The 12,639-nt window shown below is 73.4% G+C and carries 13 protein-coding genes; 10 read left to right on the top strand and 3 right to left on the bottom strand.

Annotated elements, in window-relative coordinates; genetic code table 11:
- Positions 1 to 67: 67 nt before the first annotated feature.
- Both hypB and NQO67_RS05005 read right to left on the bottom strand, forming a co-directional pair.
- On the bottom strand, positions 68 to 919 hold the full coding sequence (hypB, locus tag NQO67_RS05010; RefSeq protein WP_255947054.1) for a hydrogenase nickel incorporation protein HypB: 852 nt from the start codon (positions 917 to 919) through the stop codon (positions 68 to 70).
- 22 nt (positions 920 to 941) lie between these two features.
- A complete protein-coding gene (locus NQO67_RS05005; RefSeq protein ID WP_255947045.1) occupies positions 942 to 1,298 on the bottom strand; it encodes a hydrogenase maturation nickel metallochaperone HypA/HybF in 357 nt (118 codons plus the stop codon).
- Between the two features lie 581 nt (positions 1,299 to 1,879).
- On the opposite strand from NQO67_RS05005, the gene NQO67_RS05000 reads away from it, so the two are divergent.
- The 10 genes from NQO67_RS05000 (at position 1,880) to NQO67_RS04955 (ending at position 11,279) form a co-directional block, all read left to right on the top strand.
- On the top strand, positions 1,880 to 3,655 hold the full coding sequence (locus tag NQO67_RS05000) for a hydrogenase maturation protein (protein ID WP_255948412.1): 1,776 nt from the start codon (positions 1,880 to 1,882) through the stop codon (positions 3,653 to 3,655).
- 111 nt (positions 3,656 to 3,766) lie between these two features.
- Positions 3,767 to 4,831 (top strand): NADH-quinone oxidoreductase subunit B family protein, encoded by a 1,065-nt coding sequence (locus NQO67_RS04995; RefSeq protein WP_255947043.1) that lies wholly within the window; start codon positions 3,767 to 3,769, stop codon positions 4,829 to 4,831.
- A 148-nt stretch (positions 4,832 to 4,979) separates the two neighbouring features.
- A complete protein-coding gene (locus NQO67_RS04990; protein WP_255948410.1) occupies positions 4,980 to 6,728 on the top strand; it encodes a nickel-dependent hydrogenase large subunit in 1,749 nt (582 codons plus the stop codon).
- A gap of 15 nt (positions 6,729 to 6,743) precedes the next feature.
- The gene (locus NQO67_RS04985) at positions 6,744 to 7,298 is read left to right on the top strand and encodes a NifU-related iron-sulfur-binding protein (protein ID WP_255947041.1); all 555 of its coding nucleotides are present in this window, start codon (positions 6,744 to 6,746) and stop codon (positions 7,296 to 7,298) included.
- Complete coding sequence (locus tag NQO67_RS04980) at positions 7,295 to 8,152, top strand: DUF5947 family protein (RefSeq protein WP_255947028.1); 858 nt, start codon at positions 7,295 to 7,297, stop codon at positions 8,150 to 8,152. The genes NQO67_RS04985 and NQO67_RS04980 overlap by 4 nt, the downstream gene beginning before the upstream one ends.
- Complete coding sequence (locus tag NQO67_RS04975; RefSeq protein WP_255947026.1) at positions 8,145 to 8,354, top strand: hypothetical protein; 210 nt, start codon at positions 8,145 to 8,147, stop codon at positions 8,352 to 8,354. Before NQO67_RS04980 ends, NQO67_RS04975 begins: the two co-directional genes overlap by 8 nt.
- Positions 8,355 to 8,427: 73 nt before the next feature.
- Positions 8,428 to 9,153: a DUF6084 family protein gene (locus NQO67_RS04970; RefSeq protein WP_255947024.1), complete on the top strand. Its 726-nt coding sequence runs from the start codon at positions 8,428 to 8,430 to the stop codon at positions 9,151 to 9,153.
- Positions 9,150 to 10,199, top strand: coding sequence for a hypothetical protein (locus NQO67_RS04965; protein ID WP_255947015.1), 1,050 nt, complete (start codon positions 9,150 to 9,152; stop codon positions 10,197 to 10,199). The genes NQO67_RS04970 and NQO67_RS04965 overlap by 4 nt, the downstream gene beginning before the upstream one ends.
- Positions 10,196 to 11,128, top strand: coding sequence for a hydrogenase maturation protease (locus tag NQO67_RS44530; protein WP_374118903.1), 933 nt, complete (start codon positions 10,196 to 10,198; stop codon positions 11,126 to 11,128). The genes NQO67_RS04965 and NQO67_RS44530 overlap by 4 nt, the downstream gene beginning before the upstream one ends.
- 19 nt (positions 11,129 to 11,147) lie before the next feature.
- The gene (locus NQO67_RS04955; RefSeq protein ID WP_255947013.1) at positions 11,148 to 11,279 is read left to right on the top strand and encodes a hypothetical protein; all 132 of its coding nucleotides are present in this window, start codon (positions 11,148 to 11,150) and stop codon (positions 11,277 to 11,279) included.
- Positions 11,280 to 11,471: 192 nt separating this feature from the next.
- On the opposite strand, the gene NQO67_RS04950 is transcribed toward NQO67_RS04955, so the two are convergent.
- Positions 11,472 to 12,542 (bottom strand): enoyl-CoA hydratase, encoded by a 1,071-nt coding sequence (locus NQO67_RS04950; protein WP_255947011.1) that lies wholly within the window; start codon positions 12,540 to 12,542, stop codon positions 11,472 to 11,474.
- Positions 12,543 to 12,639: the final 97 nt, after the last annotated feature.

The following is a 12,639-nucleotide window of genomic DNA, read 5'->3' as shown; positions in this document are numbered from 1 at the left end:
GGGGGGTCTGCGGGGTTCTCGGGTGGGATGTGCGGCGCAGGGTGCGGGGGGCGTGCGCCGTGCGCGGTCAGCGGGTCTCGGCCGGTGCGCATCGCCGGCGGTGCTCGGGCGGGTGAGCGGCGTCGTCACCCTCGGGTGCGTGGGCGGGATCGGTGTCGACCCCGTGCGGCGAAGCCGCGTGCTCGTGCGGGGCAGCCGCGCTGCCGTGGTCGTGCCCGAACTCGCTCAGGTGCCGGGCCGCCAGCACGGGCCGGTGCGGCGTCGCCCCGTGGCACACCGCCCGGACCCGCTCCAGCAGCGTCTGGAGCCCGTCGCCGGTGCGGGCGGAGGTGTGGACCACCTCCACGCCGGGGTTGACGGCCGCCACGTGCCGTTCGAACGCCGCGCTGTCGAAGCCGACCGCGGTGAGCAGGTCGGTCTTGGTCAGCACCACGAGGTGGGCCAGGCCGAAGGCGGCCGGATACTTCAGCGGCTTGTCCTCGCCCTCCGTCACCGACATCAGCGCGATCCGCAGACGTTCGCCGAGGTCGTAGGCGGCCGGGCAGACCAGATTGCCGACGTTCTCCACGAACAGCACCTCGGTGCCGTCCGGGAGCCAGCCGTCCAGCCGGGCCCGCAGCTGCTCGCACTCCAGGTGGCACAGGCCGCCGGTCAGCACCTGCTGGACCGGCACCCCGGCCCGGGCGAGTCGCCGGGCGTCGTTCTCGGTGGCGAGGTCGGCGGTGAGCGCCGCGACGTGCATGCCCCCTTCGGCACAGCACCCGAGCAGCCGTTCCAGCAGCGCCGTCTTGCCGCTGCCCGGGCTGGACAGCAGATTGACCAGGAGGGTGCCACGTGCCGTGAGCTCGGCACGCAGCGCGGCGGCCAGCGTGTCGTTCTCGGCGAGCACCGCCCGCCGCACCTCGACGACCTTGCACATCCACGTGCTCCTTCCTGGCACATCAGCCGGTGCCTTCGTGCAGTTCGACGGCGGTGATCTCCAGCTCCCGCCCGCTGACCACGCCCGACGTGGCCGCATCGCAGTGCGGGCACCACAGGAGGGGCGGCGAGCCCACCGCGAAGGTGACCCCGCACGGCGCACAGCGGGCCAGCGCCGGCACGTCCTCGACGACCAGCAGCGCCGTTGCGGCCGCCGTGCCCGCCCGGGCCACGTCGAAGGAGAACCGCAGGGCGTCGGCCACCACCCCGGCCAGCTCCCCGACGCGCACCCGCACCGTCGCCACCGCCGCGTCCCCGTGCCGTCGCGACACCGCCTCGGCCTGCTCGACGAGGGCGGTGGCGATCGACAGCTCGTGCATGGTGCGGGTCGCTCCAGCGATAGGAAGAAGGGCCGCCTGCCGGAAAGGAATGCCGCTCGCACTCTAGGAACGACCTGCGCCCGCAGCGGGCCGCGAGCCCGAACGCCGCGCGTGTCTTCGCCCGATAGGCGCAACTGCGTTCCCTCGCCGGCCGAGCCATCCGGAAAGTGCCAGGACGGCGAGGCACGATCCCTCATGTCGCGCCCGTGCAGCACCGCGGGCCGGCCCCGGCCACCGCGGCAGCTGCGCCCGCGCTGCTCACGGTCTTTCGTTTGGATCAGGCTGGATCAGGGAGCGAGGTCTGGTGCTCCCCCACTGCCTTGACGGCGTGGGGGAGGAGGGAGTCGACGCGGTGCGTCGGCGACCGACGGCAACGCGGCAGACGCGCGCGCCGGACCCCGCGAGCCCGGCACGATCCAAACGAGAGGCCCCAGCCGGCGCCCCCGGGCCCTCGCGGCCGGGGCCGCCGCGGCGCACGGTCGTGGCGCCCGCCGGACGCGCGGCGGTGGCACCCCGCTCCGCATGCCGCCGCGGTACTCACCCAAGCCGACGACGCGGCACGCGTCACCCTGGAGGTCGTGGTGCGGATCCTGCTCATCGCCAGCGCGTTCAACAGCCTCACCCAGCGGATCGACGCCGAACTACGCGACCGCGGCCACACCGTCGCCCATGCGGTGGTGCACGACGCCGCCGCGGTGCGTGCCGCGGCCGAGCGGCACGACCCGAAACTGATCATCGCGCCGATGCTGAAGACGGCCATCCCCGAGGACGTCTTCACCCGCCACACCTGCCTGATCGTGCATCCGGGGCCGCCCGGCGACCGTGGCCCGTCATCCCTCGACCGGGCCATCCAGGAGGGCCGGGCCGCCTGGGGGGTGACCGTCCTCCAGGCGGAGGCCGAGCTGGACGCCGGCGACATCTGGGCGTCCGCCTCCTTCACGCTGCCCGCGACCGGCAAGAGCGACATCTACCGGGGCGAGGTGGCCGACGCGGCGCTCGAAGCGGTCATGCTCGCCGTCGCCCGTTTCACCTCCGGCACCTACCGGCCACGCCCGCAGCAGCACCTCCAGGTCAGGGCACGCCCCCACCTCGCCCAGAGCGAGCGCCGCATCGACTGGAAGGAGGCCTCGACCACCACCGTGCTGCGCACCCTGCGCGCGGCCGACTCCCAGCCCGGCGTGCTCGACGAGCTGTTCGGCGAGGAGTGGTACCTGCACGGCGGCCACCCGGAGGACCAGTTGCGCGGCCGCCCCGGTGCGGTCATCGCCACCCGTGCGCAGGCGATCTGCCGGGCCACCACCGACGGCGCGGTGTGGATCCCGCAGCTGCGCCCGCGCCGTCGCCCCGATGGCCGGCCCACCTTCCGGCTGCCCGCCACGCTCGCCCTGGACGAGCGGCTGCCGCCGCTGCCCGAGGTCCCGGCGCCACTCCAAGTACCCGTGAACCGCCGTACGTTCAGCGAGATCCGGTACCAGGAGCAGGACGGCGTCGGATTCGTGCGGTTCTCCTTCCCCGGCGGCGCCATGAGCACCGTGCAGTGCCGTCGGCTGCTCGCCGCCTACCGGTTCGCCTGCACCCGGCCGACCCGGGTGCTGGTCATCGGCGGCACCCGGGACTTCTTCTCCAACGGCATCCACCTGGGCGTCATCGAGGCCGCGGCCAGCCCCGCCGACGAGTCCTGGGCCAACATCCAGGCCGTCGACGACGTCGTGGAGGCGGTGCTCACCACCACCGACCGGCTCGTCGTCGCCGCGCTGTCCGGCAACGCCGCAGCCGGCGGGGTGATGCTGGCGCTCGCCGCGGACGAGGTGTGGTGCCGCTCGGGCTGTGTCCTCAACCCGCACTACCGTCTGATGGGCCTGCCCGGCTCCGAGTACGTGACCTACACGCTGCCCCGCCGGGTCGGTCCGGAGACCGCCGACGCGCTGCTGCGGGAGGCCCAGCCGCTCAGCGCGGCCACGGCGCGGCGCCTCGGCCTGGTGGACCATGTGCTGCCCAGCAGCCCGCAGGGCTTCGCCACCCAGGTGGCCCAACGTGCCGCAGCTCTCGCCGAGGACCCGGCCACCCACCAGCGGATCACCGAGAAGAAGGCGACCCGCGCCCGCGAGCAGGCGGTGAAGCCGCTGAGCAGCTACCGGGACGAGGAGCTGGCCCGGATGCGCCGTGTCTTCTACGACCCGACGGCGCCCTATCACGCGCTGCGCGCCGCCTTCGTCCACAAGGAGCCCGCGCCGAAGTCCCTCCCGGCGGGGCCGCTGCCGAAGATCACCCCGGTGGTGTCCGCGTCCAAGAAGTCGGCGCCGTCGGCGTCGAAGAAGACCGGCGCGGGACAGCGGCTACGCCGATCGGGGGGATGAGCGACCGACCCCTATAGGAGTCGAAGCAGGGTGGTATGTCGTATATGACGATATGTATATGACCGTGAGCCCCGCCGGACGCGTCCCGGTGGCAGTCGGAGGGATGAGCCGATGGCAGCGCAGCCGACGACCGTGGAACCGACCACCGCCAACGGCGTGGACGAGGTGCACATCCTGTGGACCTCCGAGGGCATGAGCTGCGACGGGGACACCGTCTCGGTGACCGCTGCCACCCTGCCCAGCCTCGAAGACGTGGTGCTGGGCGCGATCCCGGGCCTGCCGAAGGTGCACCTGCACAACAAGGTGCTCGCCTACGAGTCGGCCGACGACTTCCTCGCGCCCTTCCACAAGGCCGCGGCGGGCGAACTCGGACCCTTCGTCTTCGTCGTCGAGGGCTCCGTCCCCAACGAGCAGATCAACGGTGACGGCTACTGGTCCGGCATGGGCAACAACCCCGAGACCGGCCAGCCGATGACGCTGCCCGAGTGGATCGACCGGCTCGCCCCGAAGGCCTACGCGGTCGTCGCCATCGGCACCTGTGCCACCTACGGCGGGATCCATGCGATGGCGGGCAACCCCACCGGGTGCATGGGGCTCGTGGACTACCTCGGGCGGGACTTCCGCTCGGCCGGTGGCCTGCCCGTGGTGAACGTCCCCGGCTGCCCCGTCCAGCCCGACAACTTCATGGAGACCCTGCTGTGGGTGCTGCACCAGGCGGCGGGCCTCGCACCGACCATCCCGCTGGACGAACAGTTCCGCCCCACCTGGCTGTTCGGCAAGACCGTCCACGAGGGCTGTGACCGGGCCGCCTACTACGAGCAGGGTGACTTCGCCAAGGACTACAACTCCCCGAAGTGCCAGGTGAAGATCGGCTGCTGGGGCCCGGTGGTCAACTGCAACGTCACCAAGCGTGGCTGGATGGACGGCATCGGCGGCTGCCCGAACGTCGGCGGCATCTGCATCGGCTGCACCATGCCCGGCTTCCCCGACAAGTTCATGCCCTTCATGGACGAGCCGCCCGGCGCCACCCTGTCCTCCGGAATGATGAGCGTGTACGGGCCCTTCGTCCGGCGGATGCGCTCGATCACCAACGCCACCGTCAACAAGGAACCCGCATGGCGGCGCAAGGAACCGGCGCTGACCAGCGGATACCAGCCGCGCTGGACGGGACGCTGAGCCCGCGGCCACTGAGCCCCCCGGATGCTGATCCCCGCGGTCCGCCCGGCACCGCACGACGCCCGCCCGCCACCCGCGAGAGGACCCCCCAGTGGCGACCGCACAGAACACCCACGCGGCCAAGAAACGTGACCGCTCCGAGCGCGACCTGACCGATGTGGCGTTCGACCCCATCACCCGCATCGTCGGCAACCTCGGCATCTACACAAAGATCGACTTCTCGGCGCGTGAGGTCGTCGAGTGCCGCAGCACGTCCTCCCTCTTCCGCGGCTACAGCGTCTTCATGAAGGGCAAGGACCCGCGCGACGCGCACTTCATCACCAGCCGGATCTGCGGCATCTGCGGCGACAACCACGCCACCTGCTCGCTGTACGCCCAGCAGATGGCCTACGGGGTCAAGCCCCCGCCGCTCGCGGACTGGATCGTCAACCTCGGCGAGGCCGCCGAGTTCATGTTCGACCACACGATCTTCCAGGACAACATGGTCTTCGTCGACTTCTGCGAACGCATGGTCAAGGAGACCAACCCGGGCGTCCTGGAGCAGGCCGAGCGCACCGCAGCGCCCCGCGCCGACGTGCACGGCCACAAGACCATCGCCGACATCCTGCGCTCCTTCAACCCGTTCGAGGGCACCACCTACAAGGAGGCCCTCCAGCTCAGCCGGCTCACCCGGGAGATGATCTGCCTGATGGAGGGCCGCCACGTGCACCCCTCCACGCTCTACCCGGGCGGCGTCGGCACGGTGGCCACCCCGCAGGTCTTCACCGACTACCTCGTCCGCCTCATGCGCTGCCTGGACTTCGTCAAGCGCGCCGTCGCCATGAACGACGACGTCTTCGACTTCTGGTACGAGGCGCTGCCCGGCTACGACCAGGTGGGCCGGCGCCGCACCCTGCTGGGCTGCTGGGGCTGCTTCCAGGACCCCGACGTCGTCGACTACGACTACCGGAACATGACCGACTGGGGCCGGCGGATGTTCGTCACCCCCGGCATCGTCGTCGACAACGAGCTGCTCACCACCGACCTCGTCGACATCAACCTCGGCATGCGCATCCTGCTCGGCAGCTCCTACTACGAGGACTGGAGCAGCGAGGAGATCTACGTCGACAAGGACCCGCTCGGCAACCCCGTCGACCGCCGCCACCCCTGGAACCAGACCACCGTCCCCAAGCCCCAGAAGCGGGACCTGAACGGCGGCAACTACAGCTGGGTGATGAGCCCGCGCTGGTACGACCGGCGCACCGGCGACCACCTCGCGCTCGACACCGGCGGCGGCCCCATCGCCCGCCTCTGGGCCACGGCGCTGGCGAACAAGGTGTACACCCCGCACGTCCGCTCCACCGGCCACAGCGTCGAGATCGACCTGCCGAAGACCCCGTCGAGCCCCGAGGTACGGCTCACCTGGACCCCGCCGCCGTTCCCCAACACCATCGAACGCAACCGCGCCCGCATGTACTTCGTCGCCTACGCGGCCGGCATGGCGCTGTACTTCGTCGACCGCGCCCTGACCGAGGTGCGGGCCGGCCGCACCAAGGTCTTCGAGGACTTCAAGGTGCCCAAGGACGCCATCGGCGTCGGCTTCCACGAGGCGGTGCGCGGCGTGCTCTCGCACCACCTCGTCATCCGCGACCACAAGATCGCCAACTACCACCCGTACCCGCCCACCCCGTGGAACGCCAGCCCCCGTGACTCCTTCGGCACCCCCGGCCCGTACGAGGACGCCGTGCAGGGGCTGCCGCTGTTCGAGGAGAACAAGCGGGACAACTTCAAGGGCATCGACATCATGCGCACCGTGCGCAGCTTCGACCCCTGCCTGCCGTGCGGCGTCCACATGTACCTCGGCGACGGAAAGACCCTCACCCAGAGCCACACCCCCACCTTCGGCGCGTTGGCGTGAGACGGGCGGCCTCCCATGACCTCCGATGACAGTGCGGTGCGCGGGCAGGTGGCCCAGGTCGAGCGGCTGCTCACCGGCCTGGACGACCTTCCGGACCCGGCGCGCGCCCAGGCCCTGGACGCCGTGCACGCCCTCGTCACCCTCTACGGCGCCTGCCTGGCACGCGTCTTGCGGCACACCGACGGCGACACCGCCCGGGCGCTGGCCGGCGACGAACTCGTCGGACACCTGCTGCTCGTGCACGACCTGCACCCCGATCCGCCCGCCATCCGCATCCGCCGCGCCCTGGCCCGGCTCGGCGACCTCGGCGGGGGCGAGCGGGCCGGCCTGGACGCGCTGGACGGTGCGACGGCCCGGGTACGGGTGCGCGCCGGCGGCTGCGGGAGCGGCTCGGGCTGCGGGTCGTCGTCCGAGGCGTGGCAGGCGGCCGTCGAGGCCGCGGTGACCGCGGCGGCGCCGGAGGTGGAACGCGTGGAACTGGTCACCGAGGCCGCCACCGCCCGCAAGCCGGCACTGATCCCCGTGGCGGCGCTGACCCGCCGCCCGGCCCTGGAAGGCCACCCCCGGTGACCGGGCCCGCGCCGCTCGCCGCCGCACCGCTGCGCGACCTTGCCCGCCGCCCCCTGCGGGACATCGCGGCGGGCCGCTCCGGGCCGGCTGCCGACCCAGGTCGCGCCGGGTCGGCCGTCGAGCGGCGCCGCGCCGCGCGTGCCGCCGACGCGTCCGGCGAGTGCTGCGACATGTGCGCCGAGCCGGTGCCCGGCGACCACCGGCATCTGCTCGACCCGGCGGCCGATGCGGTGCTGTGCGCCTGCCGGGCGTGCGCGCTGCTGTTCGCGACCGAGCCGCCGGCCGGCAGCGCCGCCACCCCGGGCGGGGGCGCGTCGCGCGGCCCGCGCTACCGGCTGATCCCCCAGCGCAGGCTGCGCCTGGGCGGCGACATCGACGACCTCACCTGGGCGGCGCTGGGGGTGCCGGTCACCCTCGCGTTCTTCGTCGCCGGCACGGCCGCGTTCCCGGGCGGGGTGACGGCCTGCTACCCGAGCCCCCTCGGCACCACCCGTGCGCCCGTGGCCCCGGACGTCTGGGACCGGCTCACCGCCGGTCACCCGGCACTGGCCACCCTCGTGCCCGGCACCGAGGCGCTGCTGGTCGACCGGGCGGGGGAGCGGCACGAGCAGTGGATCGTTCCGCTGGACGACTGCTACCGGCTGGTGGCGGTGCTCCGCACCCGATGGCGCGGCTTCGGCGGGGGAGCCGAGGCCCGGGAGTCGGTCCGGCGCTTCTTCACCGGCCTCGCCCCCGACGAACCGCCCGCGCCACCCGAGGGAACCGCCCACGCCGCTGAACCGCTCACGTCGCGGGGGGAACCGTCCCCGCCGCCCGGGGCATCGCCCGCCGCAGAAAGGACCCGCCATGGCTGACATCAAGGTCGGCACGCCGAAGGCGCACCCTGACACCCCGTCGCACACCCCCGGCGTGCGGCAGGGCAACCACGAGGGGTCCTACAAGCGCCAGCCCGGCCATCTCTCCGACGACAGCTCCACGGCCCGCAGGTCCACCGGCATCTGCGCGGACGCCAGGAACCCGATCCTGCCCGGCATGCCCAACCTGTCGCCCGCATGAGCGAGCGAAGCGAGCGAGACATCATGAGGTGCGCGCCGTGCCCGCAGCCCGCCGAGCGAAGCGGGGCCGGGGCATGAGCGCACCCGCCCGCGCCGCCGCACCGCACCCCGGTGGGCCCGGCCCGGTGGCGTCGCGCACGGACATCCCGCGGCTGTCGTTCGCCGTCAGCTCCGTCCGGCCGCTGGAGCACGCCGCCGTGCCCACGCTCGTGTTCCGGCTGGCCGTGACCCGCAGCGGCGGGGGCCCGGTGCGTTCGGTGCTGCTCACCACCGCGATCCGGATCGACGCGGCACGTGCCGCCTACGAGCACGCCGACGTGCCGGCCCTCGCCGAGCTGTTCGGGCAGCCCGAGCAGTGGGCCACCAGCCTGCGCCCGCTGGCCTGGACCCGGCTGACGACGGTCGTGCCCCCCTTCGACACACACACGAGCATCGACCTCGAGGTGCCCTGCACCGGGGACTGCGAACGCGCCCTGCACACCTACTTCCGGGCCCTGCGCAGCGCGGACGTGCCCCTGGAACTGCTGTTCAACGGCACCGTCTTCCACACCGCGGTCGACGGCCGGCTGTCCACCGCCCAGCTCCCCTGGGACACCGAGACCGCATGCCGGCTGCCCGCCGCGCACTGGCGCGAGCTGACGGCACGTTACTTCGGGCCGGGGAGCTGGGTGCGGCTGTCGAGCGAGACCGGCGACCGGCTCGGTGCCTACCGGACGGTGCACGGCCTGGTGGACGCCGACCGCACGGTGGCGGCCCTGCTGGACCTGGCCGAGCGCGCCGAGCCGGCGGGGGCGGCATGAGGACGCCGGCCGCCGTGGAGAAGATCGCCCGGACCTGCCTGTACGAGGGCTACCTGCTCTGGCCGTACCGCAGATCGGCGCTGAAGAACACCAAACGCTGGACGTTCGGCGGGGTCTATCCGGCCGGGGTGGCCGCCGGCTGCGGGGAACCGGCCCGGATGCGTACCGAGGTACTGCTGGAGACCGGACCGGACGCCACCGTCTCCGTGCAGGTGCGGCTGCTGCACCTGGTCGACCGGCAGGTGCACCGCTGTGACGCGGCCGGCACCCGGCACCCCGTGGACCGGCTCACCGTCGCCGACGTCACCCATCTGAGCTGGCAGGAGGCCACCGAGCGAAGCTGGACGCTGCCACCCTGGCGCCCGGCGGACGGCACCCGCCGGCACCCCGTCGACATTCCCGCCGGCACGCACGAGGACGAACTGCGCGCCCCTTCCGGCCGCCTCGCCGGGGTGCTGGTACGGCGCTGGGAACGCCTCGAAGGCACCGTCGAACTGGCCGCCGAGCCCGTCGACGACGGCGTGCTCCGCATCCGGGCCACCGTCACCAACACCACGCCCTGCCCGCCGTCCCCAGGCTCCCCACGAGACGCGCGTGACCTCCTCGCACCGTATGCGTTCCTGTCCACCCACACCGTGCTGACCTGCGACGACGGCGCCTTCGTCTCGCTCATCGACCCGCCTGGGCCGCTGCGCGAGGCGGCGGCGGGCTGCCGCAACGAGGGCACCTGGCCCGTCCTGATCGGCGACTCACCGCACGCGCCGGACCCGCACCGCGCACCTGCCCTGCTGTCCTCGCCCGTGACCCTGTACGACTTCCCCGCCGTCGCCCCGGAGAGCCCCGGTGATCTCTTCGACGGCGGCGAGATCGACCACCTGCTCATCCTCAGCGTGCTCAGCCTCACCCCCGACGAGCAGCGGGAGGCACGCGCCACCGACCCCAAGGCCCGCGAGATCCTGGACCGTTGCGCCGCGCTGAGCCCCGACGACCTGATCGCCCTGCGCGGCACGATCCGCGGCCTCGCCCCGGCACGGGAGGACGCATGAGACCGCACCCCGAACCCCCGGCCGCACCCCGGGACCCACCCGGGATCGCGACGGGGCCCGAAACGCCGCCCACCGGCACCGGGCGCACCGTGACCGTCGGCGGTGTCCGGCTGGCCCGCGGCAGCATGGTCCGGCTGCGCCCCCGCCGGCGCGCCGACATCTTCGACCTCGCCCTGACGGGCCGGCACGCCGAGATCGACGCCGTCGAGGAGGACATGGAAGGCGGCCTGCACATCGCCGTCACCCTGCCCGCCGACGAGGGCCGCCACTTCACCACCGGCCTCGGCCACCGCTTCTTCTTCACCCCGGAGGAGATCGAGCCCGTGGAGGAGGGCCCCGGCAGTGCCGCGCGGCTGCTCGTCGCCGGCATCGGCAACATCTTCCTCGCCGACGACGCCTTCGGCCCGGACGTCATCACCGCGCTGCGCGCCGCACCACGGCCGCTGCCCGAGCAGGTCCACGTGGCGGACTTCGGCATCCGCGGCATGGACCTCGCCTACCGGCTGCTGGACGGCTACGACGCCGCCGTGTTCGTCGACGCCGCCCCGCGCGGCGGACCGCCCGGCACCCTGTACCTGATCGAGCCCGGGCCGGCGCCCGCCCCCGCACCGCACGCTGCCGCGCTGCCCGAGGCGCACGGCATGGACCCCGTCCGGGTGCTCGCCCTCGCCGCACGTCTCGCTCACGACGCCGGCACGCCCCTGCCGCGCGTCCTGGTCCTGGGCTGCGAGCCGCTGGTGCGGCTGCGCGGCGACGAACCCGACGTCACCGTGGGCCTCAGCCCACCGGTGCGTGCCGCCGTCGACGCCGCCGTCGACGCCCTGCACGACATCGTCGGCACCCTCCTGGCAGACCCCGGCGCCGACCCGGGACCCCTCGGTCCCCTTCCGCAGGCCGTCCCGCGGCTTGGAGCAGGTACCGCCCCGTAGTCGTGAGGAGGTGAATCGCATGAAGCACGGCATCCGCATCCCGGCGCTCGCCGTCCGCGTCATGGTGGGCGTCCTCGCGGCGGCCACCGTGGCGGCCGTCGCCTTCAGCGCATCGGACATGCTGCGCTACGCCAAGATGTCGCGCATGTGACCCGCGTGGCCCGGGACCGGCACCGACCGGCAGCCGCAGCCGGCTACCGGTCCCGGGCCGCATCGGCGACTTCTCTGCCCGCCGGCAGGCCGTACCGGCGCACGGCCGTACCGGCGCACGGCCGTACCATCGCGCACCGCCGGGAGAGGTGGCCACGACCGGTGGTGGCGCGCGTCGATCACGCTCAGGCCCTCACCGTCCCTGCCATTCGGCGGGCCGCCTGGCCAGGAAGGCGGTGACGCCCTCGCGGAAGTCCTGGCTGCCGTAGCACCGGGTGTACAGGTCGTCGGCGTGCCCGGGATCGGCGGCCGCGAGCACCCGCCGGTCGGCCTCCTTGAGGGCGGCCAGCGTCAACGGGGCGCAGCGGGCGATGTCCGCCGACACCTCGTCGATGCGTACCCCGAGGCGGTCAGGGGCGACGATCTCCGTGACGAAACCCGCCTCGTGCGCCTCGGCGGCCGTGATCAGCCGGGCGGTGAGCAACGCGCGCAGCGTCCGCGCCCGACCCAGACCGGCGTACAGCCGGGCGATCGCCGTGGGGGACAGGCAGTTGCCGAGCGTGCGCCCGATCGGCGCGCCGAACACCGCGTCCGGCGTGCAGAGCACCAGGTCGCAGGCGGCCGTGAGGACGAGGCCGGCGCCCACCGCCGCTCCTTCCACCACTGCCACCGCAGGCATCCGCAGCCCGGCGAGCCGGTCCACGGCCCGGCCCACCTGCCGCTCGTACGCCACCCCGTGGGCACCGGAGGTGACGCTGCGGAACTCACGGATGTCAGTGCCCGCAGCGAAGGCCCGTCCGCCCGCGCCGCGCACCACCGTCAGCCGCACCTCCTCGTCGGCGTCGATCTCCTCGCAGGCCCGCTCCAGCTGGTCGTACATGGTGAGGGTGAGGGCGTTGCGCAGCCGGGGGTGGGAGAGCGTGATGTGGGCCGCGTGGTGGTCGGTGTCCGGGACGGGGTGCTTGGCCCAGTGCACGCGTGGCTGCTGCCCGCCGTCGGCGTCCGTCCCGTCGGTCCCTGTGGTGTGCGGCGCCTGGTCTGTCACGTCTCTCCCGGTGGCTCGTCGTCGTGCTCGCCCGGCATGGGTGGAGCGCGGCGGATCCGGGCCGGTGCGCGGTCCGGTTCCACCGTCGAAGCCCAGCACCTTCGTCCTGCCCTCCACGGGAGGGTCGAACTCCTGCAACCTGCGCACCACCGCGCGCGCCTTGACGCGCGGATCGCCGTCGGAGACCCGCAGCCCGTCCCCGGTGTGCCGGACACGCACGGAGAGCGCTCGTTCACCGACCGCTGGCCGCCGTCCGACCAGTGAGAGGCCCCTGGGATCGGCCGAGTCGGCCGTGATCTGATGGCAGGATCCCCGG

This window comes from Streptomyces odontomachi, from assembly GCF_024435355.1.
In the GTDB taxonomy this organism is placed as follows: Bacteria; Actinomycetota; Actinomycetes; order Streptomycetales; family Streptomycetaceae; genus Streptomyces; species Streptomyces odontomachi.
The sequence above is the reverse complement of the archived record's forward strand: the minus strand, read 5'-3'. Positions and strand labels throughout refer to the sequence as shown.